Below are 24,224 nucleotides of genomic sequence, written 5' to 3'. Positions count from 1 at the left end.
GTGACCGACCAGAGCTCGAACCCGCCGCAGTCTCGCGGGTCGTATGCGAAGGGCGTGGCTCGGAGGCAGGAGATCCTCGACCGGGCGATCGAGGTCTTCGCCCGGCGCGGAGCCGACCGCACCAGCATGCGTGCGATCGCGCAGGAGGTCGGGGTCACGCATGCCGCGCTCGCGCACTACTTCGGCTCGCTCGAGGAGCTGCTCGTCGAGGTGTATCGCGAGTCCGAGCGCCAGAACAACGCGCGGCGGCCCGCTGACCCGGACGCGAACCCGGTCGAGATGATGCGCCGCTCTGCGGCTGACAACCGTGAGGTCGCGGGGCTCGTGCAGCTGTACTCCACACTCGTGGCCTCGGCCCTCGAAGACGGCCACCCTGCAGCGAGCGAATTCGCCACGACGCGGTTCGCGCGAATCCGCGAAGGTCTCGCTGATCGCGTTCGGCAGAACCAGAGCGTCGGCCGGATCCGGGCGGATCTCGATCCGGAGGCTGTCGCGGCGCTCGTGATCGCGGCCTCGGATGGTCTGCAGACCCAGTGGCTGCTGGATGCGACGGTGCCGCAGGATGCTGCGCTCACGCTGCTCGAGGACCTGCTGGCGCGACCCTGAGGCCGACTCGGGATCGCTGGGACCGATGACCCGTGCTGCGCAAGACTGGTGACGTGCGGCACTCGATGCGACTGACCGGTCTTGCTCTCGTCGTCGCGGGGATATTGGCGCTTGCGGGGTGCGTGGGCTCGGCTGAGTCCGCGCCGACGCCTTCGGGTTCGTCGTCGGGCGAGGCGCCGGAGGACGCACCGATTCTCGGCGGTCCCGGCGTGCCGGAGTGTCAGCCGCCGTCGCCCAGCTTCGGGTCGGAGGTTCAGGGGACGGCGTCGGAGGGCGTGACCGCGTACGGTCTCACGTTCGGTCCAGATGCCGATGCGATCGTCGCGAGCGACGAGAGCATGAAGATGGTGGTGCGGATGACGGGATCCGGTCCGCTCGCCGTGCATGTCATCGCGCCAGACGGGTCGGAGCGGCTGCTGGACTGGGGACCGGAGCTGCACGGCGGCAGCAACTTCGAGCGTCCGGGTCAGGAGTGGGGAATCGGGTTCACATTCGACGAGGCGGGGTGCTGGCAGGTGGCGTTCGAACGTGGTGAGGCAGACCGAGCAGACTTCTGGTTCGACGTCAAGGGCTGACGCGGTTCAGAGGAGCGCCCTGGCGGCCTCGACGAACCGCAGGTAGTCGTCGACGCCGTCCGCCGGGGTGATCGCCCGCAGGACGACCTCGTCCACCGCGTTGCGGTACTCGTCCAGGCGCTCCGCGAGGGGATGGATGTCGGCATCCAGCACCGTGTCGTCGACCGCCATGCGGTGCCTCGCGAAGTTCGCGGCATAGGACGGGATCGCGGCATAGCGGCCCATCTCGACATCCATGCGCTGGCGGGCGTCGGGCTCGAGCGCCGTGCGCACGTACAGCGCGAGATGCCCTCCGAATGCCGTCATCCGGGCTTCGGCGGACTGCTGGGCGGCGACCTCCGGAGTCAGCCAGCTGAAGAGTGCGCCGTCGGCGGACTCGACCGCGAGCCTGCGCATCTTCGGTCCGAGCGCGCCGACGACGACTTTCGCCGGGACGGTCTTGCGCAGTTCGGCTGCGGCGTCGGCAACGAGTCGCAGCGCTCCGATGCTCGCCGCCCCAGAGCCGATGCCGAGGACGAGGCGCTCCTGGGGCAGAGCGCTTCCGTTCACCTGTTCGGCGATGCGGTTCGCGGGGCGTCGGTCGACAGGCAGCACGCCGGTGGCCAGCGTCAGATGAGTGGTGGTTTTGGCCGCTGCTTCGAGCACTGCGAGCGCGTCGGCACCCGGGATGTCGTTGACCCACAGCGCGTGGAAGCCTGCGGCTTCGATCTCGGGCGCGAGTCGCGCGGCGATCTCTGATCCGATGGCCGCCCCGATACCGATCGAGACCATCCCCTGCGCTGTCACGCCTCCAGCATGCACCACTCCCCGATGGAGCGGCTGGGGCTGTGGCTGTTCGGGGTGGTGGCTTGGGGCCGTGGCGGCGGGGTCGTGGCTCGGGGCCGGGGGCTTGGGGCCGGGCGGCCACGCCTGGCTACGCTGGCTTCATGTCCATTCAGCACACCGTGGTCTTCCGGCTCATCCATCCAGAGGGTTCGCCCGAGGTCGACGACTTCGTTTCGCACGCGCGTGCGGCGCTCACCTCGATCCCCGGAGTCGAGGACTTCACCGTGCGGCGACAGGTGAGCCCGAAGAGCGAACTCACCCACCAGTTCTCGATGGTGTTCGCCGACGACGCGACGTATCAGGGCTACAACGAGCATCCCGTGCATGTCGCCTTCGTCGCCGATCGGTGGGTGCCCGAGGTCGCCGAGTTCCAGGAGTATGACTTCGCCGAGGGGTGAAGTTGCGTCGCGCTCGGCGTCTTGTCTCGGAACGTCGGCTCCTCCACAGGTGCATTGATTTCGGGCATGTGCGGCAGATTGAACAGCGATGATATTTCTCTTCTGATCTGGGTCTTTGAGCCCGTGGAATGTCAGGGGCGCTCGCCAGAATGGAGGCGTGAACAACCTCGATGTCGCTGACCTGGCGGCGCTCGCAGAGCAGGTCGAGGAGGTTGTGGGCCGGTTCGTCCGCGGCGGTCTCGAGCCGGTCGGCGACGCCGTGCTGGTGGAGATCCTCACGCTAGGCGGTGGACTCCTTCGCAGCATCGAGACTCTGCTCATCGAGGGTGTCGGCGAGGTTGCGAGTCGGTCCGAGACCGGAGACCGCGAAGCACGGCTGACGTCCCGCTTCGGATGCCACGACGTGAGCGAGTTGGTGCAGCGCACCACCCGCGTCAGCGCGCAGTCGGCGTCGCGGCTGCACCGTGCGGCCCGGGCTGTCGATCGCGAATCCTCGATCGTCACCGGCGAGAAGCTGCCCGCGCGACTCCCGGCCATGCGTGAGGCGCTTCTCGCCGGTGACGTCGGGGTGGATGGAGTCCTCGCGGTCGCCGGCGCGCTCACGGCTCTCGAGCGCCGAGTCGAACGAGATGCCGTGCTGGCCGCCGATCAGGCGCTCGCGGCGACGGCTCGAGGTGAGGGTCCGGATGCCGCGCCCCCGGCGTGTGCCGACATCCTGCGCTTGCACGCCACAGCGTGGGCGGCCGCGCTCGATCAGGACGGCAGCGAGCCCCGCGAACGCGAATCGCTGCACGCGCGGGGGATCTCGCTCGGCCAGCCCCGTCGCGGGATCGTTCCCATACGCGGTGGCCTGCTGCCGGAGGTGGCGGCGCAGTTTCAGCGCATCTGCGACGCATTGTCCCTCCCCCGCGGAGGTGACGACACCGGCGGCGTGCGCTTCAACCCCGATGCCGACGGCGCCGCGGAGGGGGCCGACTTCGTTCCGCCCGACGAGCGACGGCCGGCACAGCGTCGCCACGACGCATTGGCCACCGCGTTGTTCGCGGCGGCCGCGAGCGGCACTCTGCCCACCATCGGAGGTGCCGCGCCGACTCTAGTCGTCGCGGTTCGCGAGTCCGATCTGCTCAACGGGCGTGGGGTCGTGCACTCCGACAGCTGCAGCGAGCCGATGCCGATGGGTGCCGCACATCGAGTCGCCTGCGCCGGCGCGATCCAGCGAATCGTGCTGAGCGAAGACGGGCGCATCGTCCAGATCGGCACGGAGGAGCGGGTCTTCAACCGTCGCCAGCGTCGCGCGATCGCTCTGCGAGACGGTGGCTGCATCATCCCCGGGTGCGGCGTTCCGGCTGCGTGGTGTGAGATCCACCATGTCGTCGAGGCTGCACGTGGCGGACCCACCCACCCCGACAACGGCGTCATGCTCTGCTGGTTCCATCATCGATTCCTGGAGTGGCACCAGTGGAAGATCCGAATGAACCGCGGCGTTCCCGAAGTGCAGGCGCCGCCATGGAACGACTCGTCGGGTCGGTGGCGTCCGGTCACGAAGTCTCGGGTGCGACTAACGGAGCTTCTGGTGAAGCGGACGTGACGGAATCGGCGAGAAGGTGGGCGCGTTCCCGCATGCAGCCGTTCCAGCGACGAGCGTCAGAGTCCGCGCGCCCCGCGAACGAGTCCGGCGTACACCCCGGCGCTCGGCTTGGGCGTGCGCTCGAAGGTCTCGCGATCGACGCTGTGCAGCCCGAGCTTCGGACCGTAGCCGAAGATCCACTCGAAGTTGTCCATGAGGGTCCAGTGGCAGTAGCCGAGGACCGGGACACCGGCATCCATCGCCGCTTTCAGGCCCACGAGCGACGGCTCGATGAACCCGGCACGAACCGTGTCGTCTTCGGTTCCCACGCCGTGCTCGCTCACGAGGATGGGGACGCCCGCGACCGAGTAGGCGTACTCGACAGCGCCGCGCAGGGAGTCGGGCTCCACAGGGGTGCCCATCCCGTTTATCGTCGCACCGGGCTCGGGGGGCAGCTGGCCGTCGGGACCGTAGACGATCTGCTCGTAATTCTGCACGCCGACGAAGTCGTCGTCGCGGGCGAGCTCGAGCCAGTGGTCATAGACCTCGGCGCGCTTGCGGTCTCGCGTCGCCTCGCCTCCGGGACCGGCGACATCGTCCACCATGGCGAGCGAGAGCCCGACCGGCAGGTCGGCGCGACGAGCCTTGATCGCGGCCTTCGCCTCGCGGTGCGCTGCCGTCATCCCGACGCGCATTCCCGCGAAGTCCTCGCGGAGCATCACGTTGCCGGCGCGGTAGCGCTCGACTCCGGCGGCGTGGGATGCCGCGGCCAGCGTCGCGCGTTCGAGCTCCACCACGAACTCCGGCAGATGCGCCCAGGTCAGCATTTCGGGCAGGTCGGGCTCGTTGAAGGTGACGGCGAGCTCGATGCGATCGCCCAAGCGGTCCATCACCACCCCGCAGTACCGAGCGAAGAGCGCCGGCGCCTCGGGGTCGAGCCACGCCCCACGCCGCGCGAACCAGTGCGGCGACGTGAAGTGGTTGAAGGTCACGATCGGGGCGAGGCCGCGGGCGCGGCATCCGTCGACGAGAGCTTCGTAGTGGGAGAGGGCTTCCTCCGAGAACTCTCCCTCGACCGGCTCGATGCGGGCCCACTCCACCGAGAAGCGGTAGGCGTTGAGGCCCATGCCTGCGACGAGGTCGAGGTCGGACTCCCACAGCTCCCAGCCGTTGGTCGCCCTGCCGGAGCGGTCCTGGAACACGGTAGGCGTGACGTTCTCGAGGAACCACGTGTCGCTGTCGACGTTGTCTCCCTCGTTCTGGTGACCGGCGGTGGCGACCCCCCACAGGAAGTCGGCGGGGAAGGCGGGGAGGGTCATGAGAGGTCCTTTCGCGGGACGGTTCGGCGCATCGGCGGGATCGGGGAGGTCACTCGGACCACGGACAGGTGAAGGAGTGGATGCCAGGGCCGACCTCATCGTTCGCCCCATCGGGCAGTTCGATGGTCGCGGCCGTGCCCTCGGGCACCTCGGCCTCCAGCGCGAACATGCCCTCGTCGAGACGCCACTCGGATCGGATCACTCCCCGGGGCGTGTCCACCGACGCGCGGGCCCACGTGAGTCCGCCGCCCGGCAGCGGCGCGATCCGTACGCGCCCGTAGGCGGCGGATGCGGCATCCGGAACCTCGTCGAGGCGGATGCCCGCAACGTGCGTGTAGAGGAAGGACACGACCGCGGCTTTGCTGTAGTGGTTGAGCGAGCCGCGCACCGAGCCGTCGTCGGCGATCGCGTCCCACCACTCCCACGCCGTGGTCGCCCCGTGCTCCAGCATGCCGAGCCAGGAGGGCACGCCCGTCGAGAGCAGCGTGGCGTATGCGGTGTCGACCCGCCCGTGGTCGGCGAGGGCGGGCAGCAGCTGGCCGGTGCTCAGGAACCCCGTGCCGAGGTGGCCGTCGGCGTCGGCGATGACTCCGGCCAGCCGCGCGGCGGCCAGCGGGGATTCGTCGTGGTCGAAGAGCTCGAAGGCGAGCCCGCGTGCGTAGTTCGCCTGCGATTCGATCGACACGCGCCCGGGCCCGACGATGAACTCGGCGCGCCAAGCGTTCCGCGCGCCGTCGGCGATGCGCTGCGCCCACGCCTCGAGCTCGGCGTCGCCGACCACCGCAGCCGACGCCGCCAGGAGCCGCGCCGACCGATGAAGGAACGCCGTCGCGACGATGCTGTGATCTGCGGACGGGTCCGGCCGCGGCGGTACGCCCGGCTCCAGCCATTCGCCGAAGTGAAACCCGGAGTCCCAGAGGAACTCCTCGTGCGGCGCTGCTTCAGGGCGCGACGCAGCGCGGTCGGGATGCCGTGACCCGGCAGCTGCGCGGGACGCGTAATCGACCCACTCCCACATCGACGGCAGCCGTCGACGGAGAGCTTCGAGATCGCCGTAGTGCCGCCAGAGCGCCCACGGCACGAGCACCGCGGCATCCCCCCACCCGGCCGACCCGGCCGACAGGTCTTCGAAGACGATCCCAGACGGCCGGTCGCCGGCGGGATTGGGGATGACGGTCGGCACGCGGCCGTCATGCCACTGGTCGGCGGCGAGGTCGTCGAGCCACTTCGTCGAGAACGCTTCGACATCGTAGAGCAGCGCAGCGCTGTCGACGAAGACCTGCCAGTCGCCGGTGAACCCGCTGCGCTCGCGCTGCGGGCAATCGGTCGGGATCTCGCACGCGTTGCCGAGAAAACTCTGGCGGGCCAGCTCGTGCAGGGCGTCGAGGCGGGTATCGCTGCAGGCGAAGTCGCCGATGGGTCGCAGTTCGCTGTGCACGACGATGGCGCGCACCGACGAGGCGTCCCATCCGGACGGGACGCCGTCGATCTGGGCATACCGGAAGCCATGAGTCGTATGCCGCGGCTCGAATACATCGCCCGCAACGCCCGCCGAGATCACTTCGTCGATCTGCCCGGCGGGCAGCCGTTCGCCGGTTGAGAAGACGAAGGCCCGCAGGTTCTCCGTCGAGACGAGTCCGTCAGCATCGAGCACCTCGCCGTGGGTGAGGGTCAGCCGCGTGTCGCGTGCGCCGAGGTCGTCGATTCGCAGCCAGCCGTTGATGTTGCGACCCGCATCGATCACGACCGTGCCCTCGCGTGGCTGCGTCACACCCGCGGGTGCGAGCGTCTCGATGCGCCGCACGCGGACAGCGGATGCCTCGACCAGCCGGTCGCGGTCGTCGTACAGCCCCCCCGACGCGATGTCGACCGGCTGCCACGGGCGGTCAACGTCCCCGAGCCGGAAGTCCACTGCCTGCCCGTCCATGAGATCCGCACGCGTGATGCCGCTCGGACGCGAGTGCCACGCGCCATCCGTCACGAAGCGCACCGGACCCGCCTCGATCGCGAGCAGCAGCGCCGTCTCGTCGCCGTATCCGTCGGCTCGGCGCTCGAAACCGTGGCGGCCGCGGAACCAGCCGTCGCTCAGCAGCGCCTCGACGCGGTTGACGCCGGGTCGGAGCAGTCCGGCGACGTCGTAGGAGAAGACCTGCAGGCGCTTGCGGTACGCCGTGAAGCCGGGCACGAGCTCGTCCTCGCCGACCCGATCCCCGTTGAGGAACACCTCGACGAGCCCGTGCGCCGTGACGCGCAGCGTGGCTGCATCCGGCACGTCCACCATGGTGAACTCGGCACGGAGCTCGTACGCGGGTCGCTGTCCGGGCGCGGCCACAACATCTTCGTGCGGCCGGATCCAGGTCGCACGCGCGACGGCGTCGACGGTCACGAGCCCAGCTTGTCTCTCAGGTAGGTGATGGCGAGGTCGAGCTGCGGCACCGGATCGGTGCCGAGGAACACGTGATCCGCACCCGCGACACGCACGAGCTCGGCCTCGACGCCCGCCGACTGCAGTGCCGCGAGGAGCTGCTCGCTTTGCCCGATCGGCACGAGGGCGTCGCTCTCGCCGTGCACGAGGAGGAACGGCGGTGCTCCGGCCGCCGCGTGCGTGACGGGCGAGACGAGCCTCCGGCCGTCTTCACGCGAGAACGCCGAGCCCGCGAGCAGCACGTCGATCGGCTCGACCGCACCCTGATCGCCCTTCGCCTGGAGCTCCTCGATCCACTCCTGCGGCATCGAGCTGAAGAACGAGGGCAGGGTGTCGACATCCGCAACGCCGTAGAAGTCCACGACTGCGCCTACGGCGCTCGACGGGCCGACCACTCCCTCGGAGCCCTCGAAAGCAGGGTCGGCGATCAGCGCGACGAGTGCCGCGAGGTGCCCGCCGGCCGACTCGCCCCACACGCCGAAACGCGCCGAGTCGATGCCGAGCTGCGGCGCGAAGTACCGGAGGTAGCGGATGGCGGCCTTCGCGTCGTGCAGCTGCGCCGGAAACGGCGCCTCACGCGAGTGACGGTAGTCGATCGAGGCGACGGCGAGCCCGGCATCTATCGCGCCCTGGAACAGCCGGCCCGCAGGCCAGTAGTCCGGTGGCGCGAGTCTCGTGCCGAAGAGCCAGGCTCCGCCGTGGATCCACACGACGCAGGGGACCGGTCCTGAGCGGTCGGTCGGCACATAGAGGTCGAGCTGCAGTGGACGATACCCGTCCGGCATCGCGTAGGTGAGTGCCCGATGGATGTCGGCGCCGATCGGATGCTGCAGCTCGGCGACGCCCGGGGCGTAGTACGCCGGCGGCTGGAAGCCCGGGTCCTCTTCGTCGATGGCGTATCGCGCGGCATCCGTATCGGTCATGACGCTCCTTCGCGTTCGATCAATTTCATACAGTGAAAGGTAGTTTCATTATCGCACAGAAGCGACGGCGATCGCGATCGGGGTTGATCGTGATCGAGACGCTCGCCGATTACGGGGGCGGAGCTCGTACTCGCCTGCCGGCTCATGCGCGAGAAGGCGCACGAGTATGAGGGGGCCCGATTCGCGCGGAGCGCGGGCGAGGCTAGTCGTCCGTCTCGCCGGGAGAGGGCGACTTCCTCCGTTCGAGGCGCCAGTGGATCTCGTGGGTCGTGGGATGCCGCCACTCCCGCATGCGGTATTCGTAACCCGGGAGCAGCACGATCGGGATCGGATCAGGCGATGCCGGCGCTACGGCACCCACCACGATCTTCGCCTCCAACGGGATGAAGGGCGACTGCGCCGGAATCGGCGCTGTGACGATCTCCACGGGGTCTCCATACGGACGCGGCATAAGACCTGAACGTAGCACGGGAGGCCAAGCTCTGAGCCATACTCTCATGATAGATGCTCTATAGAGACATGATAGACTACCGTGCAGGGGTTGCTGGGGAGCAGCCTCTGCGATGCGGACAAACTGTGTCCGCCGGGCCGGCATGGCGGTTCACAGGAGGTCTCGCACCGACGCATCGCCGCGAGCGCCGTCGGCCGGCACCGGCGGCGCTCGTGCGTCGATGCACCAGCACGATCGCGACCGTGGTCGCTGAGGCCGCGGACTTCGCGGCCGGTTCGCTGCGCGGACGGCCGTTCAGGGCGCGTCGGCCAGGATCTTCTCGATCACGATGCGGGATGAGCGCGCTTCGGCTTCGGGATCGTGCGAACCGGATGCATCCGACAGCACCAGCATCGCCTTCCACAGCGCCCACGCCCGGCCGCGCACCCACACGTCGTCATCCCACCGCAGAGCGCAGCGGAACACATCGCGGGCCGAGTCATCGAACATCGTCCATGCGATCGCCAGGTCGCATGCCGGGTCGCCGACTCCCGACGTCCCGAAGTCGATCACCGCGGCCAGCCGCCCTTCGCGGAGCAGCAGGTTGCCGTGAGCGATGTCGCCATGGAACCAGACGGCGGGCGCGGTGATCTCGGTCCCGAGCGCGGCATCCCATACCTCGCGCGCCGCGACCGTGTCGATCACGCCGTCGAGTCGCTCCAATGAGCGCACCACGTCCTCCTCGTAGACGCGCGGATGCGCCCCGCGCCAGAAGCTGTGCGCGCCCGGCGCGGGGCCGTCGGTGGCGTCGACATCGGCGAGCGCGGTGAGGAATCGGGCGACGTCGCCCGCGAACTCGTCCAGATCGTCGGGCATCGCTTCGGCCGCCGGCACACCCGTGATCCAGCGGTACACCGACCACGGGCGGTCGAACTCGGGTGTCGGCACTCCGTGCCCGACGGGCTCGGGCACCTGGAGCGGAACGTGCGGGCCGATCGCCGGAAGCCAGCGCTGCTCCTTCGCGACCGCGGCCGCATATCCGTCAGCGCTCGGGAGTCGGACGAGCAGCTCGTCGCCGAGCCTGAAGGTGCGGTTATCCCACCCGCCCGGCGTCACGCGGCGAATCGCCAGATGACTCCATCGCGGGAACTGCGCAGACACGAGCCGCCGCACGAGCGCGTCGTCGATCTCCACCCGACCAGTCTGTCGTGCGCGGGTTCAGACGCGGAAGACAGGCTTACCCGCTGAAGGAGCGGACGAGTTCGGCGTACACGGCGGCGCTCGGCTTTGCGGTGCGCTCGAAAGTCTGCCGATCGACGCTGTGCAGGCCCAGCTTGGGGCCGTATCCGCCGATCCACTCGAAGTTGTCCATCAGGGTCCAGTGGCAGTAGCCGAGAACCGGGACGCCGTGCTCGATCGCCTGTGCGAGGCCATCCAGTGATGGCTCGAGGAACCCGGCGCGCAGCGAGTCGTCTTCGGTGCCGATTCCATGTTCGCTCACGAGGACGGGCACTCCACTGACCGAGTGCGCGTACTCGACCGCGCCGCGCAGCGACTCGGGTGCGACAGCGGTACCCATCCCGTTGACGGCCACGCCCTCGGGAACCGGCAGGGGGCCGTCGGGACCGTAGACCTCGCGCTCGTAGTTCTGCACGCCGACGAAGTCGTCGTCGCGGGCGAGCTCGAGCCAGTGGTCGTACACCTTCGCGCGCTTGCGATCGCGCAGCTCCTCGCCGCCGGGAGCGGCCACGTCATCGATGATCGCGATCGACAGGCCCACCGGCAGGTCGGGGCGCCGAGTCTTGATGGCTGCCTTCGCGGCCCGGTGACCCTCCGTCATCCCGGCGCGCATGGGGGCGAAATCCTCGGGGACCATGACGTTGCCGGCGCGGTAGCGCTCGACGCCGGCCGCCTCGCTCGCAGCGTCGAGGGTCGCGCGTCCCAGCTGCACGACGAAGTCGGGCATCTCGATCCACGTCAGCATCTCGGGCAGGTCGGGCTCGTTGAAGGTGAGGGCGAGCGCGATCCGGTCGCCGAAGCGGTCCATGACGACGCCGCAGTACCGGGCGAAGAGCTCGGGAGCCTCGGGGTTGAGCCACCCGCCGCGCTTCGCGAACCAGTGCGGCGACGTGAAGTGGTTGAAGGTCACGATCGGCGCCAGACCGCGCGCGAGGCATCCGTCGACGATCGCCTCGTAGTGCGCGAGCGCCTCGTCCGAGAACTCCCCCTCGGTCGACTCCACACGAGCCCATTCGACCGAGAATCGGTAGGCGTTGAGCCCCATACCCGCGACGAGATCGAGGTCGGACTCCCACAGCTCCCATCCGTTCATGGCCTTGCCCGAAGGCTCGCGGAAGATCGTCGGCGTGACGTTCTCCAGGAACCAGGTGTCGCTGTCGACATTGTCGCCTTCGTTCTGGTGCCCGGCCGTGGCCACGCCCCAGAGGAAGTCGGCGGGGAAGCGGGATGCGTGCATGAGTGATCCTCTCTGAGCCTTCACCATCATGTCTTACACGTTCATTCTATGAAAACAGCTTTCATTGTATAACGAGATCTTCGCAATCCCGCCCATCACTGGGATTGATGGGCGCATAGCAGACGGGCGATTCCCCGATGCCTGGAGTCGGCTGAAGCTGGATCCGAGAGCACATGCGCCCTGCCTGTCGCGCGTTCACGGACGGAAGCAAAAGCTTGTTCATTCTGTGAAAGCATGTTTCACTAGAAACAGTGAACGCGAAGCAAAGTTAGGCGCCCGCTAACGCACCTCAGAGTGAATCCGAATGGCCAAACGTGCCGGAGGTCGGCACTCTGAACCAAACGGATCGCATTCCCGACAGCGATCCGTGACACCGAAGTCCGCAGCAGCACACCGATCACAGGAGATCAGGATGTCCCGAATCACCACAGCACGTGGCGCCGCCGTCATTGCGGCCGTCGCAGCATCAGCCCTCGTTCTCAGCGCATGCTCCGGTTCCGGCGGAGGAGGCGAGAGCGGCGCCCCCGTCGACACCTCGAAGCTCATCATCGGGCTCGACTCCGACCAGGCGGCCCTGGGCTATGACCCGGTGCGGTACGGCACCGGCCAGCGGATGTTCTTCGAAGGCATCTATGACTCACTGTTCCGCCTGGACGAGGAGGGCCAGGTCGTCCCCGACCTGGTGACCTCGTTCGAGTACAACGAAGACAGCACACAGCTGACGCTCGATCTCGACACAGAGGCGACGTTCGACGATGGCAGCACCCTGACGGCCGACCTGGTCAAGCAGAACCTCGACGCCCGTGGTGGCGCCGATCTGTCCGCTTACAGCGGGTTCGCGGAAGGCGGACAGAACGAGATCTCCGACGTGACCGTCGTCGACGACGACACCGTGACGCTGACTTTCACGAGGCCCCAGGCCGGGTTCGAGGCGAACCTGGTGATGCCGGGTGGAGCAATCGTCGGCCCGACCGGAGCGGCTGATCGCGCGACTCTCGACTCGACACCCGACGGGTCCGGCCCGCTCAGCATCGACGCGGACGCAACAGTGAAGGGCAATTCCTACCTTCTCGTCAAGAAGGAAGACAACCCCGACGCGGAGAACTACCCGTTCGACTCCTACGAGTTCCGCCCCATCCTCGACCCGCAGGCACGCGTGAACGCGGCGATCTCGGGTGAGGTCGATCTGGCGAATATCGGCTCCGACCAGCAGGCCCAGGTCGAGTCCGCCGGCACGGGACTGGTCGCCAACGGCGGCACCGTCCAGAACATCATCGCGTTCGACAAGAAGGGCGCGCTCGGGCCGCAGTGGGCGGACCCGCGTGTGTACCAGGCGCTGTCGATGGCGATCGATCGTGAGACGTACGTCGGCGCGGTGCACCCGGGCAATCTCCCGACCGCGAACGCGATGCCCGCCGACAGCCCGGGTTTCCTTCCCGAGCTGGACGAGCAGTACGCATACGACCCCGAGGGCGCCAAGGAGCTCCTCGCCGAGGCCGGGTACCCTGACGGATTCGCCTTCGACTTCACGATCAACCAGGGCAGTCAGCGCGATCTCGAGGCGCTGCAGCCCTACTGGGAGGCCATCGGGGTCAAAATGACGCTGAAGAACGCCGCCTCGACCGAGGAACTGTTCGCCGTCGTCTCCACTGAGCCGCTCGGTGGCCCGCTCCCGCTGACGTGGACGAACCCGCTGGGCAACGTCTTCGGTGTGCTGTTCGGCTTCGCGAACTTCCACAAGGCGGAGAACCCGGACATCCAGGCCGCGGCCGGCGCGTACGGGGCAGCGCAGGACGACGCCGCCAAGGAGACCGCGCTCCAGGACCTCAACCGCGCGATCGTCGACTCGGGGTGGCTCATCCCGCTCTACGAGCAGCTGTCGCCGTGGGCGTACAACGAGGCGAAGGTCGCGGAGCTCACGTTCCCGGGCGCCGAGTCGTTCCCGATCCTGTCAGCCATCCAGCCCGCATCCTGAGCCGATGCCGGTGCCGGCGACTCTGCGCCGCCGGCACCGGCATCCCAAGGAGTTCTGATGCTCATCTTCGTGTTGAAGCGGGTCGCCTGGGCGATCCTGACGCTGTTGATCGCGTCGTGGATCGCGTTCGTGCTCGTCCACCTCTCGGGTTCGACGCCCGGTGGTGTCGCGCTCGGCCAGTCGGCGACCCCCGAGCAGGTGTTCGCCTACAACGAGTCGGTCGGCTGGTACGACCCGTGGATCCAGCAGTACCTGGCGTGGGTCGGCCAAGTCCTGCAGGGCAACCTGGGCGTCTCACTCATCGACGGGCGTCCCATTGGTCCCGACATCGCGAAACGCCTTCCCGTGACGGCGGCGCTCGCGTTGGGCGGCACGATTCTCAGCGCGGTGATCGGCATCGTCCTCGGTGTTGTCGCCGCCGTCCGCGGCGGTGCCGTCGACCGGGCCATCACCGTCATCACCGGCATCATGCTGTCGCTGCCGGCCTTCTGGGTCGGCATCCTTCTCGTCTATGTCTTCGCAGTGCAGATGCGGTTGCTGCCGGCGACGGGCTTCGTACCGTTCGACGTCAGCCCTGAGAAGTGGTTCAAATCGCTGGTGCTGCCTGTCCTCACGATCGCGCTCACGTCAGCCGGATTCATCGCCCGCCAGACCCGTGCATCGATGGCGGAGTCGCTCGCCCAGGAGCACATCCGCACGCTCCGTGCGGTCGGGACCCCCACGAATCGCATCGTCTACGTGCACGCACTCCGCGGCGCGAGCCTTCCCATCCTCGCCAGTGTGGCGGTCCAGTTCATCGTGCTCTTCGGCGGCTCGGTGATGATCGAGCTGCTGTTCGCGCTCCCCGGCATCGGCCAGGCCATGCAGGCAGCCGTGGGCTCCGCCGATCTGCCGTTCGTGCAGGCGCTCGTCCTGGTGGCGACACTCGTCGTCGTCTTCGTGAACGTGCTGCTGGAAACCCTCAACCGCACCCTCGACCCGAAACTGCGCACATCATGACCGTCTCGACCACAGCGATCCTGACCATCCGCCGCTCCGAGCGCAAGCGGGGCGGTCGGCTGAGGTCGCCCACGGCGATCCTCGCGCTGATCTGGATCATCGGTCTCGTCATCGCATCGCTCACCTCGCCGCTGTGGCTGCGCTACGGACCGCTCCAGCAGGATCTGAGCGCAGTCCTGCAGGGTCCGTCTGCCGCACATCTCCTCGGCACCGATGAGCTCGGGCGGGACCTTCTGTCGCGCATCGTGACTGCCGCAGCGCCGACACTCGCGATCGCCTGCATCCCCCCGCTCGTCGCGGTGCTCGTCACGGTGCCGGTCGTGCTCTGGGCCGCTCGCAGCATCCGTGGTGAAGGCATCATGAACCGGATCAGTGAGATCGTGATGTCGCTTCCCGGGATGGTCATCATCCTCGCGTTCATCGCGGCCGTCGGCACGAACATGCCGCTGGTCATGGCGCTGTTCGGTCTGCTGCTGTTCGGTGCGCTTTACCGGATCCTGTTCGGCCAGGCGAAGTCGCTGCAGCAGCAGCTGTTCATCGAGGCGGCAGCAGTCGACGGAGTACGACCGGCCAGTGTGGGATTCCGGCATGTGCTGCCCAACATGTCGACCACCGTGATCGTGCAATTCGTCCTGTTCTTCGGCGTGGGCATCATGATGCAGGCGGGTCTGGCCTTCATCGGGCTCGGTGCGCAGCCGCCCGAGCCGACGTGGGGTGGCATGATCCAGACCGCCGCGCGCTTCATCTTCCAGGATCCGTGGATGATGGTGCCCACCGGTGCTGTCCTCGCTCTGACGATCATCGCGGCGAACGCACTGGCAGACGTCCTCTCCGGCGGTGCCGCAACGCCCCCGCCGCTCGTGGCGTTGCGGCGCAAGCGCAGCAAGGTCGCGCCGGACACGACGTACGTCCTGGCGGCCGCTCCCGAGTCGGCACCTGTGGAGTACCCGCTGGAAGCCACCGCTAATTTTCCCGTCGACACCGTCGCGGACTACTCGGAAGCAGTGGAGATCCCGGAAGACGCACCCGCTCTCAGCGCCCCCGCTGCGAGCGACCAGCAGGTGCCGAGCGGCCCCGCCGCCCCCGGAGAGCTCATCGTCGAGGACCTCGTCCTCGGCGTCGACGGCGGCCCTGCGCTCGTGACGGGTGTCTCGCTTCGTGTGCGCCCAGGGCGGGTCATGGGCCTGGTGGGTGAGTCGGGATGCGGCAAGAGCGTGACGTCGTACGCACTGCTCGGCCTGCTCTCGCCCGGTCTGTCGGTACGGTCGGGACGCATCCAATGGGGGGATGTCGACCTCGCGAGGGCAGACGAGAAGACGCTCGCCAAAGTTCGCGGCCATGACATCGCGTTCATCTCGCAGGAGCCGAGCCGCGCACTCGACCCGATGTTCACCATCGGCTGGCAGCTTGCCTCGGCCATCAAGCGAATGCGTCGGGTGGGATCGGGCGAGGCGAAGCGCGTCGCCGAACAGCTCCTCGTCGACGTCGGCATCGTAGATCCGCCGCGCGTGCTCAAGAGCTACCCGCACCAGATCTCCGGCGGCATGGCGCAGCGCGTCGCGATCGCCCTGGCGCTCGCCGGATCTCCGCGGCTGCTCATCGCTGACGAGCCCACCACGGCTCTGGATGTCACGATCCAGGCCGAGATCCTCGCGCTGCTGCGCGGGCTCATCGCCGCGCGCGGGATGTCGATCATCCTCGTCACCCACGACCTCGGCGTCGTCGCGGACCTCTGCGACGACGTGTCGGTGATGTACGCCGGCGAGATCGTCGAAACAGGCAGCGTGCGAGACGTTCTCGTGCGTCCCGAGCATCCCTACACGATGGCCCTCCTCGCAGCGGACCCGCACGCCATCATCGATTTCGAGGGCACGACCCGACTCGCCTCGATTCCGGGCCAGGTGCCCCTGCCCGGATCGTGGACGACCGGATGCCGCTTCGCGCAGCGCTGCCGGTTCGTCGAAGCGGCCTGCATGACGCCCATCCCGCTGCTCGCGAGATCGCAGGGTGACGGCGGCGTGCGCTGCATCCGCCGTGACGAAGTGCGCGGCAGACAAGAGGAATGGCGTGAGCCGGTATCGATCGGAGGAGAACTGTGACCGACCTCCCGCTCGTGAACACGGACGGCGATGCCGCGACTTCGCCGCTCCTCGAGGTGCGCAACCTTGTCGTCCGCTACAACAAGAAGGGTCCGGCCGCCGTCGACGACGTGTCGTTCACGATCGCCCGCGGCGAGACTCTCGGACTCGTCGGCGAGTCGGGCTCGGGCAAGACGACCATCGGCCGCGCCATCCTCGGGCTGCAGCCGGTGACGAGCGGCCAGATCCTGTTCGAGGGCCGTGACATCACGAAGGCCAGTGCGGCCGATCGCCGCTCGCTGCAGGGGGACCTTCGCGCGGTGTTCCAGGACCCGTTCTCATCGCTGAACCCGCGACGCCCCATCGGCGATGCGATCAGCGAGCCGATGCGGGTGGCGGGTGTCGCTCGTGCGGAGCGCGATCGGCGAGTCAAGGAGGTGCTCGATGCCGTGGGGCTCGCGCCGGGTTCGGAGGCGCGCTACCCGCGTCAGTTCTCCGGCGGGCAGCGGCAGCGCATCGCGATCGCCCGCGCGCTGGTCACCGATCCGCGGCTGGTCGTCTGCGACGAGGCTGTCAGCGCTCTCGACCTCTCCACGCAAGCCCAGGTCCTGAATCTGCTCGCCGACCTGCGTTCCGGAACGGATCTCGGCTACCTCTTCATCGCCCACGACATGGCCGTTGTCGAGTTCCTCGCGCAGCGCGTGGTCGTCCTCAATCGCGGCCGCGTGATGGAGGAGGGCCCGACGCTCGAGGTGATGCGCAACCCGCGACACCACTACACGCAGGTGCTCATGGCGGCTTCGCCCGTACCCGACCCCGACGAGCAGGCCCGTCGGCGAGAGGCGTGGCAGACCCTCAAGGCCGCGGCACCGGTGGCGTGAAGCACGAGGCCGACCGCGCCCGCCTCGTCAATGGAATGTCGCATCGACGAGCGGCGACAGCGACTGCGCCGTGTCACGGAAGGCCTTGACCATCGGATTGCGCGTGTCGCTCAGGCTGCACAGCACGATGGTGGCGGGTTCGATGTCGTCGATCGGGATGAAGGCCAACTCGTCGCGCCGGTAGTGCTTGCTGGCGGACTGGCCTGCGATATTGACGCCCGCGCCGGCCGCGACGAGTTCCAGCAGGCCCTCAACGCTGTCCGCCTTGGGCCCGCGCTTGGGACGGGATCCGTCGGGCCGAGGGTCGACGATCCACCAGTCCACGACCTCGGGAACCCCCTTCGCGACAGCCACGAAGACCTCGTCGCCGGTCTCGAGGATCGAGATCGATTCGCGGCCGGCGAGTGGGTGGTCCGCGCGCACCACGAGCACCCGCGGCTCGCGCCACAGCGGTTCCGCGAGCACGCGCGGCGGCAGGCGCATGGGCCATGGGGCGAACACGACATCGACACGTCCTCCCTCGAGCTCCTCGGCGACATCGAAGAAGCCGAGTCTGCGCATCTCGATGCGCGCCCTCGGAATCGCCTGCATCGTCGCCGCGATCGCCGAGGTGGTGAGGCTGCCTGCGCCTGCCGCGACGACACCGACTCGGAGTGTGGGCGCATCCCGCTCGCGCCTGATCGAGCGTCCCCAGCTGAGCAGCTGATCGTGGTCGTCCTGCACCCGTCGAGCGAGGGGCAGGAGTTCACGTCCGAAGGCCGTGAGCTCGACTTTTCGGGGGCTGCGGTCGAACAGCCTGACGTCGAGCTGCTGCTCGAGCCTGCTGATCTGCTGACTCAGCGAGGGGGGTGTGATGCTCAGCCGTTCCGCCGCGCGACCGAAATGCAGCTCTTCCGCGAGCACACAGAAATATCGGATCACCTGGATAGACACATCCATGCTCGAATCTTAGTCGCAGGCTAACGCCGGGTAGGGATGTCGAACTTCACTCCTCCTGCGATCCTGAACAGACTGGGGAGGTCTGGAACGGACGTGCGAGACGGCCCGACCGTTCCGTTCGGCCTAACGGCATCCACTGCATACAAGGAGGTAAGCATGACCATCTTCCCCGCTGACGACCCCGACAAGCTGCCGTTCGCCGGCATCCTTCCCGCGGCGACGAAGCCGTTCATCCTCGGCGAAGGGAAGGGCGAGAAGTCGCTCGTCTTCGACCAGCTGTTCGAGATCCTCCTCACGGGAGATGAGACCGACGATCAGTACGGAGCGTGGACGATGAAGGCGCCGCGCGGCGACCGCATCCCCGCGCACATCCACCTCAAGACCCACGAGATCTTCTATGTCGTCGACGGCGAGATCTCCGTGTGGATGGACGACCAAGCCGACTATCACAGCAAGACCACGCTCGTCACCGGTGACTTCGCGTATGTGCCGGCAGGCATCGTTCACGCGTTCAAGATCGAGAACACCACCAAGGTGTTCGGCGTCGGCACCGCGGGCTTCGAACGCTTCTTCCACGCGATCGGTGAGAAGACCGACGCGACCGAGCCTCAGGGTGTGTACGTTCCCGACTTCAGTGTGCTGCGCGCGGCGGGTGAGAAGTACGCCACGATCTTCATGCCCGAGTTCCCGTTCAAGGACTGACGCAGCGATCGTGTCTTCGATCTTCGAGATCGACTTCGCTCAGCCGGCCGGGTTCCGCCCATTGTCGATGGATCTGCGCACGCCGGATGCCGAAGGGGCGCCTCTCATCGTGTTCCTGCACGGCGGTGGGTGGCTCCGCGGCAGCCGCAAGGTGTTCACCCCGGGAATCAGCGATGCCCAGTCTTTCGACCGCATCGTCGCGGCGGGCTTCGCCGTGGCGTCGTGCGAATACCGGCTGAGCGGTGAGGCGCGATTTCCCGCGCAGCTCGATGACGTCTCCGCCGCGCTCACGTGGCTGCAGACCCACGGCGCGGGGTACGGTGTGGATGCCTCGCGGGTGGTGCTGTGGGGAGTGTCAGCCGGTGCCACACTCGCGGCGCTGTCCGGCCTTGCCCGCGACGACGTGCTCGGCGTCGTGGACTGGTTCGGGCCGGCGGACCTGTTCACGATGGCCGAGCACGATTCGGGCGACCCGCCCGACGAGACCCGCGAGGCCCGGTGGATCGGTGGGCCTGCGGCAGAGCTGCCCGACCTCGCACGCGCGGCCAGCCCGGTGTACCAGGTGCACGCCGGTGCACCGCCGTTCCATATCTCGCACGGCACCGCCGACGAGCACGTGCCGTTCGCGCAGAGCGAGGCTCTCGCCGCCGCGCTGAGTGGCGTCGGCGCCGAGGTCGAGTTCCACCCCGTCGACGGCGGCAGGCACTTCTGGCAGGGCCTTCTAGACACGGAGCCGCTCTTCGATTCCGCGATCCGGTTCGTTCGGCGAGCGATCTCCTGACGAACCGGTTCGCGACAATGGATGCTGCAAGGATCATCGCGCCCCTGAACCCGACCGAAGCCGCACTCCGGCTGCGACCAGAGGGAATCCACCCATGAGCGGTACTCACGACATCACGCTCTCCGGAGGCGGCCACGACTTCCGCGTGCGCCTCTATTCCGCGGGGAAGCCCAGTGGCGCGCTGCTCGTCTGGTTGCACGGTGGCGCATTCATGTTCGGCACGCTGGAGATGCCCGAGGCGGATCAGGTCGGCCGGCGCCTCAGTGCCGCAGGCACCACGGTGGTCTCCGTGGACTACACGCTCGCCCCCTTGGATGCGCTGAAGGCACTCGGCCCGCCCGACCCTGATGCCGATCTCCCGTCCGCGGAGCAGTTGCGCGCGGAGGCGGAGGCCGCAGGCCCCCGCGCGCGCTTTCCCGTCGCCGGTCTCCAGGTCGTCGCCGCGTTCGACTGGGCGGTGGAGAACGCTCGCACGTACGGCGCAGATCCCGGGCGGGTGGCGCTGGGCGGGGCGAGCGCCGGCGCCAACCTGTCCGCCGGCGCAGCGATGCGACTGCGCGATCGCGCCACGACGGCGCCGCGGCTTCTCGCTCTCGTGTACCCGTCACTGCACGACGGCATCCTGCCGCCCAATGCGGAGACCGCCGAGCTCTTGCGGGACGTTCCGCCTGCGCGGCTGTTCACCCCAGAGAGCCGGGCCGCGATCAACCGCAACTATCTGCCCGACGGCGATGACCCCCACGGCTACGCCTTCGCGGGCGGCCATGACCTCGCGGGCCTGCCGGAGGTGCTGATCGTCAACGCCGAGCTCGACAGCCTGCGACCTTCGGGCGAGGCCTTCGCCGCCGAGTTGGCCGCGGCGAGCGTCGACGTCCGCGTCGTGCGGGAACCTGGTGCCATGCACGGCTATCTCAACGAGATCGGGCACCCGGCTGCAGAGCACACCCTGATGCTCCTCGACGCCGCCGTCGCTGCACGCTGACACGGGGATCGGGATTCTGCGGACTGTGGATGGCGCACACCGCGGGAGTGCGTCAGGTGGAGCGCAACAGCCGCGAGATGTCGTCGGCCGTCGCCCGCAGGCGCTCGAGCAGCGGGCCGCGCAGCGAGTCGAGCTCGTGGCGGGATGACGCCACTGCGATGTTGATGGCAGCCGCGGGACGGCCGGTGTCGCGACCGAACACAGGAACCGACACTGATCGCAGGCCGGCGGCGACTTCCTGGTCCTGCAGCGAATACCCCTGCTCGCGGATGACGGCCAGTCGTCGGCGAAGTTCAGCGAGCGACTTCGCTGCGTTGGGTCCGGCGTCCGCTCCGAAATCGTGGCGGGCGAGCGTCACCGCGAGCTCATCATCGCTGAGATATGCCAGCAGCAGTTTGCCCATCGACGTGTAGGCGGCAGGCAGTGTCGAGCCGACCTGGATGTTCGCCGTCACGAGGTCGGAGTTGCGCAGCCGCGCGAGATACAGCACCTGATCGCCGACCAGCACACCGAGGTTGACCGTCTCGCCGGACTCTTCGGCCAGGTGGCGGAGGGGCTGCTCGCTCAGTTGGACGAGACTCGATCCGCGCAGCGCAGCCGAGCCGAGCAGCAGCACAGCGACGCCCGGGCGGATGCTTCCGTCGGGCATCCGTTCGAGGTAGCCGCCCTCCTCGAGAGTCGCCACGACTCGGAAGGCCGTCGGCATCGGGATGCCGGTGCGGTCGCAGATCTCGCGCAGCTTGAGCGAGGTCACCGACTCGTCGAAGAGTCGCAGGACGTCGAGTCCTTTTGCGAGGGCCTCGATGCGGTATCGGCTGCCCGTCTTGGCGGGCTCTTGCTCGTCGCTCATGACACTGTCGCTTTCATTGAGTGAAACCGTAGCTCGCCTTGACCCAGCCGCACAATCTCAGTCGGCACGGAACACCCGCAGCTGCAGGGCGAGGGTCGAGTAGTACCCGACGAGCGCGGTCAGTTCGAAGACGCCATCGACCCCGATGGTGACGGATGTCTCGCTCCACAGCTCGTCGGACAGGTCGCCGTCGAGGAGGGCGATGACAGCACGCCCGACCACCCGCTCGTCGCCCGCGAAGTCCGAGACATCCGAGACCCGGAGCGCCGCGAGCTCGAGGTCGCCGAAGCCGATCGCTCGGGCGATGGCCTCGTGCGATTCGCGCTCGAAAGCGCTGCTCCAACGGGTCGCCACGAGCAGGATCGCGAGCTCGCGCATCCGATCGGTGAATCCCGTGCGGTACCGGATCGCGGCGCCGAGTTCCTGTTGTGCCGTGCCTACCGCAGGGGAGCGCAGCATCACGTCGAACGGCCCGCGCAGCGACCCGTCCGTCGAGGTGAGTGCGAAGTGCTGGGGACCCTGCGCGCGGGGGCCACCGACGATTGTGTCGTACAGAGCACGCTGGTCGGGAGCCAGTTCGCCCGGTGTGAGTGGGCGGATGCGCGATGTCATGCGAATGAGCTCCTTCCGGCTGCTATGCCCTCGGTCAAAGGCTATTCAACCAGCAAAAGTAACTTTCGTTTAGTAAATGCCCGAGTCTGTGGGAGTCGACGACATTCACCGGCGATCTTGTGCGTCGGCCTCGTTTGACACGTCGAGGCTGGTCGGATAGATTCATTGAACGAAAGTAACTTTCGCGCAATGAATTCCCGACTCAGATCGCAAGGAGGCGTCGATGTCGATCGAGGCCATGGTCGAAGCCCGAACGGACGCCGACTGGCTCGGACTGCACGGCGCGCGGGTGCTCGTAGCGGGCGCCGGCGGTATCGGCGGGGCGTGTGTGCTCGCCTACGCACGAGCCGGCGCAGGCGTCGTGGTCGTCGATCGCGACCGCCGGGCGCTGGATGCGATCGGGTCCGAGCTGACCGCGATCGGCGCACGTCACGAGCTGATCGAGGCGGACCTCACGGAGCATGGCGCCGGCGCTCGCGTCGTGACTGAGGCCGTCCAGCGGCTCGGAGGTCTCGACGTGGTGCTGCACGCCGTCGGCATCAACGATCGGCGTCCGATCCTCGAGTTCACCGAAGACGAGTGGGACCACATCCTGCGCGTCAATCTCTCGTCGGTCTTCGGGCTGGCGCAGGCCGCTGGTCGCCACATGGTCGGCCAGGGCTATGGGCGGGTCCTCGCGCTGTCGAGCGTCTCGGGCCTGCTCGCCCACCACTCGCACGGTCCGTACGCGGCATCCAAGGGCGGCATCAATCAGCTGCTCAGAGTGATGGCCCGCGAATGGGCGGCCTCGGGCGTGACCGTCAACGCGCTTGCTCCCGGCTACATCGAGACGCCCCTCACGGCGGGCGAACTCGCCAAGCCAGGCAAGCGCGAGGACCTCGAGAGCCTCGTGCCGGCAGGCAGGCTGGGCACGCCCGACGAGCTCACCGGCCCGGCGCTGTTCCTGTCCTCACGCCATGCCGGCTTCATCACCGGCCACGTGATGTACATCGACGGCGGACGCACGCTGGTCTAGGACTGAAGAACGAAGATTGGACAGAACATGACGGATTCCACCCCGCAGATCTTCCCCCGGTTCGCAGGCAAGACCGTGCTCGTCACGGGTGCCGGCACCGGCTTCGGCGCCGAGATCGCGGTGCGCGCCGCGCAGGAGGGCGCCAAGGTCGCCGTGCACTACCGCTCATCGAGGGCGGGTGCCGAGGCCACTCTCGAGCGCATCCGCGAGGCGGGCAGCGACGGCATCCTGGTTCAGGCCGACATCGGCTCGTGGGACCAGATCAAGCGCATGGCCGACGAGGTGTGGGCGGCGTTCGGCACGCTCGACGTGCTGATCAACAACGTCGGCGACGTCTCGAGCGAGCAGATGAACTGGGATGAGCTGACCCAGGAGGCCCTCGATGCGGTCATCGACATCGATGTCAAGGGCACGCTGCTCATGACCCACGAATTCGGGGCGCGGATGCTGGAGCAGGGCCACGGCAACATCGTGCAGGTCGGCTCCACCGTGATCGTCCGCGGCTCCGCGCGCGCCCCGCAGTATGCCGCCGCGAAGTACGCCATCCTCGGCATCACGAAGTCCTACGCCAAGGCGTTCGCTCCGTCCGTGCGCGTGAACACGTTCGCGCCGGGCTTCATGGAGACCGAGCGCCTGCTCAATCGTGAGGACTGGAAGGGCGGGCGCCGCGAGGTGCTGATCTCGCAGACGCCGATGGGCGTCATCCCACCGCCCGAGTTCGTCACCGGCGCCTGCCTCTGGCTCGCGACCGACGAGGCGGCTCACCTCACCGGTGGCTACATGCTCGCCGACGGCGGCTTCAACATGGTCGGCGCCTGACCCCCATCTCGAACCTCTCCTTCGCTCGCTGAGCGAGCGAAGGAGAC

General features: G+C 68.1%; 23 protein-coding genes. 13 read left to right on the top strand and 10 right to left on the bottom strand.

The annotated features are described in order from the left end of the window. A complete protein-coding gene (locus tag ABD188_RS00845) occupies window positions 1-606 on the top strand; it encodes a TetR/AcrR family transcriptional regulator (protein ID WP_344057601.1) in 606 nt (201 codons plus the stop codon). Window positions 607-638: 32 nt separating this feature from the next. Then, window positions 639-1,181: a hypothetical protein gene (locus ABD188_RS00840; protein WP_344057599.1), complete on the top strand. Its 543-nt coding sequence runs from the start codon at window positions 639-641 to the stop codon at window positions 1,179-1,181. 6 nt (window positions 1,182-1,187) lie between these two features. On the opposite strand, the gene ABD188_RS00835 is transcribed toward ABD188_RS00840, so the two are convergent. Beyond that, a complete protein-coding gene (locus ABD188_RS00835; protein ID WP_344057597.1) occupies window positions 1,188-1,967 on the bottom strand; it encodes an LLM class flavin-dependent oxidoreductase in 780 nt (259 codons plus the stop codon). Window positions 1,968-2,107: 140 nt separating this feature from the next. Between ABD188_RS00835 and ABD188_RS00830 the strand changes: the two genes are divergently transcribed. Then, window positions 2,108-2,404 carry a Dabb family protein gene (locus tag ABD188_RS00830; RefSeq protein WP_344057595.1) on the top strand — a complete coding sequence of 99 codons (297 nt, stop codon included), beginning with the start codon at window positions 2,108-2,110 and terminating at the stop codon, window positions 2,402-2,404. 157 nt (window positions 2,405-2,561) lie between these two features. Then, the gene (locus ABD188_RS00825; protein ID WP_344057593.1) at window positions 2,562-3,992 is read left to right on the top strand and encodes an HNH endonuclease signature motif containing protein; all 1,431 of its coding nucleotides are present in this window, start codon (window positions 2,562-2,564) and stop codon (window positions 3,990-3,992) included. 56 nt (window positions 3,993-4,048) lie between these two features. Here the strand turns inward: ABD188_RS00825 and ABD188_RS00820 are convergent, their stop codons facing one another. The 6 genes from ABD188_RS00820 to ABD188_RS00795 all read right to left on the bottom strand — a co-directional run bounded on the left by ABD188_RS00820 (window position 4,049) and on the right by ABD188_RS00795 (window position 11,544). Further along, window positions 4,049-5,290, bottom strand: a complete 1,242-nt coding sequence (locus tag ABD188_RS00820; protein WP_344057591.1) for a glycoside hydrolase family 1 protein — start codon at window positions 5,288-5,290, stop codon at window positions 4,049-4,051. A gap of 49 nt (window positions 5,291-5,339) precedes the next feature. After that, the gene (locus ABD188_RS00815; RefSeq protein ID WP_344057589.1) at window positions 5,340-7,676 is read right to left on the bottom strand and encodes a family 78 glycoside hydrolase catalytic domain; all 2,337 of its coding nucleotides are present in this window, start codon (window positions 7,674-7,676) and stop codon (window positions 5,340-5,342) included. Continuing rightward, window positions 7,673-8,638 (bottom strand): alpha/beta hydrolase fold domain-containing protein, encoded by a 966-nt coding sequence (locus ABD188_RS00810; protein ID WP_344057587.1) that lies wholly within the window; start codon window positions 8,636-8,638, stop codon window positions 7,673-7,675. Before ABD188_RS00810 ends, ABD188_RS00815 begins: the two co-directional genes overlap by 4 nt. Window positions 8,639-8,840: 202 nt before the next feature. Further along, entirely contained in the window at window positions 8,841-9,065 is a 225-nt protein-coding gene (locus ABD188_RS00805) for a hypothetical protein (protein WP_344057585.1), read from the bottom strand. A gap of 318 nt (window positions 9,066-9,383) precedes the next feature. Then, entirely contained in the window at window positions 9,384-10,262 is an 879-nt protein-coding gene (locus ABD188_RS00800) for an aminoglycoside phosphotransferase family protein (RefSeq protein WP_344057583.1), read from the bottom strand. 43 nt (window positions 10,263-10,305) lie between these two features. After that, entirely contained in the window at window positions 10,306-11,544 is a 1,239-nt protein-coding gene (locus ABD188_RS00795; protein WP_344057581.1) for a glycoside hydrolase family 1 protein, read from the bottom strand. Between the two features lie 412 nt (window positions 11,545-11,956). On the opposite strand from ABD188_RS00795, the gene ABD188_RS00790 reads away from it, so the two are divergent. The 4 genes from ABD188_RS00790 to ABD188_RS00775 are packed head-to-tail and all read left to right on the top strand — an operon-like array spanning window position 11,957 to window position 17,477. Further along, window positions 11,957-13,519 (top strand): ABC transporter substrate-binding protein, encoded by a 1,563-nt coding sequence (locus ABD188_RS00790; protein ID WP_344057579.1) that lies wholly within the window; start codon window positions 11,957-11,959, stop codon window positions 13,517-13,519. Window positions 13,520-13,576: 57 nt separating this feature from the next. After that, window positions 13,577-14,518: an ABC transporter permease gene (locus ABD188_RS00785; protein WP_344057577.1), complete on the top strand. Its 942-nt coding sequence runs from the start codon at window positions 13,577-13,579 to the stop codon at window positions 14,516-14,518. Further along, entirely contained in the window at window positions 14,515-16,617 is a 2,103-nt protein-coding gene (locus ABD188_RS00780) for a dipeptide/oligopeptide/nickel ABC transporter permease/ATP-binding protein (RefSeq protein ID WP_344057575.1), read from the top strand. The genes ABD188_RS00785 and ABD188_RS00780 overlap by 4 nt, the downstream gene beginning before the upstream one ends. Beyond that, complete coding sequence (locus ABD188_RS00775) at window positions 16,614-17,477, top strand: ATP-binding cassette domain-containing protein (RefSeq protein ID WP_344057573.1); 864 nt, start codon at window positions 16,614-16,616, stop codon at window positions 17,475-17,477. Before ABD188_RS00780 ends, ABD188_RS00775 begins: the two co-directional genes overlap by 4 nt. Window positions 17,478-17,504: 27 nt before the next feature. On the opposite strand, the gene ABD188_RS00770 is transcribed toward ABD188_RS00775, so the two are convergent. Then, window positions 17,505-18,416: a LysR family transcriptional regulator gene (locus tag ABD188_RS00770; protein WP_344057571.1), complete on the bottom strand. Its 912-nt coding sequence runs from the start codon at window positions 18,414-18,416 to the stop codon at window positions 17,505-17,507. A 156-nt stretch (window positions 18,417-18,572) separates the two neighbouring features. On the opposite strand from ABD188_RS00770, the gene ABD188_RS00765 reads away from it, so the two are divergent. The 3 genes from ABD188_RS00765 (at window position 18,573) to ABD188_RS00755 (ending at window position 20,881) form a co-directional block, all read left to right on the top strand. Beyond that, window positions 18,573-19,118, top strand: coding sequence for a quercetin 2,3-dioxygenase (locus ABD188_RS00765; protein ID WP_344057569.1), 546 nt, complete (start codon window positions 18,573-18,575; stop codon window positions 19,116-19,118). 10 nt (window positions 19,119-19,128) lie between these two features. Next, window positions 19,129-19,899, top strand: a complete 771-nt coding sequence (locus tag ABD188_RS00760) for an alpha/beta hydrolase fold domain-containing protein (RefSeq protein WP_344057567.1) — start codon at window positions 19,129-19,131, stop codon at window positions 19,897-19,899. A 94-nt stretch (window positions 19,900-19,993) separates the two neighbouring features. Further along, window positions 19,994-20,881, top strand: a complete 888-nt coding sequence (locus ABD188_RS00755) for an alpha/beta hydrolase fold domain-containing protein (RefSeq protein ID WP_344057565.1) — start codon at window positions 19,994-19,996, stop codon at window positions 20,879-20,881. Between the two features lie 52 nt (window positions 20,882-20,933). On the opposite strand, the gene ABD188_RS00750 is transcribed toward ABD188_RS00755, so the two are convergent. Next, window positions 20,934-21,731: an IclR family transcriptional regulator gene (locus ABD188_RS00750; protein WP_344057563.1), complete on the bottom strand. Its 798-nt coding sequence runs from the start codon at window positions 21,729-21,731 to the stop codon at window positions 20,934-20,936. 57 nt (window positions 21,732-21,788) lie between these two features. Beyond that, a complete protein-coding gene (locus ABD188_RS00745; RefSeq protein WP_344057561.1) occupies window positions 21,789-22,343 on the bottom strand; it encodes a carboxymuconolactone decarboxylase family protein in 555 nt (184 codons plus the stop codon). Between the two features lie 223 nt (window positions 22,344-22,566). On the opposite strand from ABD188_RS00745, the gene ABD188_RS00740 reads away from it, so the two are divergent. Then, the gene (locus tag ABD188_RS00740) at window positions 22,567-23,358 is read left to right on the top strand and encodes an SDR family NAD(P)-dependent oxidoreductase (protein WP_344057560.1); all 792 of its coding nucleotides are present in this window, start codon (window positions 22,567-22,569) and stop codon (window positions 23,356-23,358) included. Window positions 23,359-23,385: 27 nt separating this feature from the next. Beyond that, on the top strand, window positions 23,386-24,177 hold the full coding sequence (locus ABD188_RS00735) for an SDR family NAD(P)-dependent oxidoreductase (protein ID WP_344057558.1): 792 nt from the start codon (window positions 23,386-23,388) through the stop codon (window positions 24,175-24,177). Window positions 24,178-24,224: the final 47 nt, after the last annotated feature.

Source organism: Microbacterium pumilum, from assembly GCF_039530225.1.
Taxonomy (GTDB): domain Bacteria; phylum Actinomycetota; class Actinomycetes; order Actinomycetales; family Microbacteriaceae; genus Microbacterium; species Microbacterium pumilum.
Note: the sequence above shows the minus strand (reverse complement) of the source record. Positions and strands in the feature narration are given on the sequence as shown.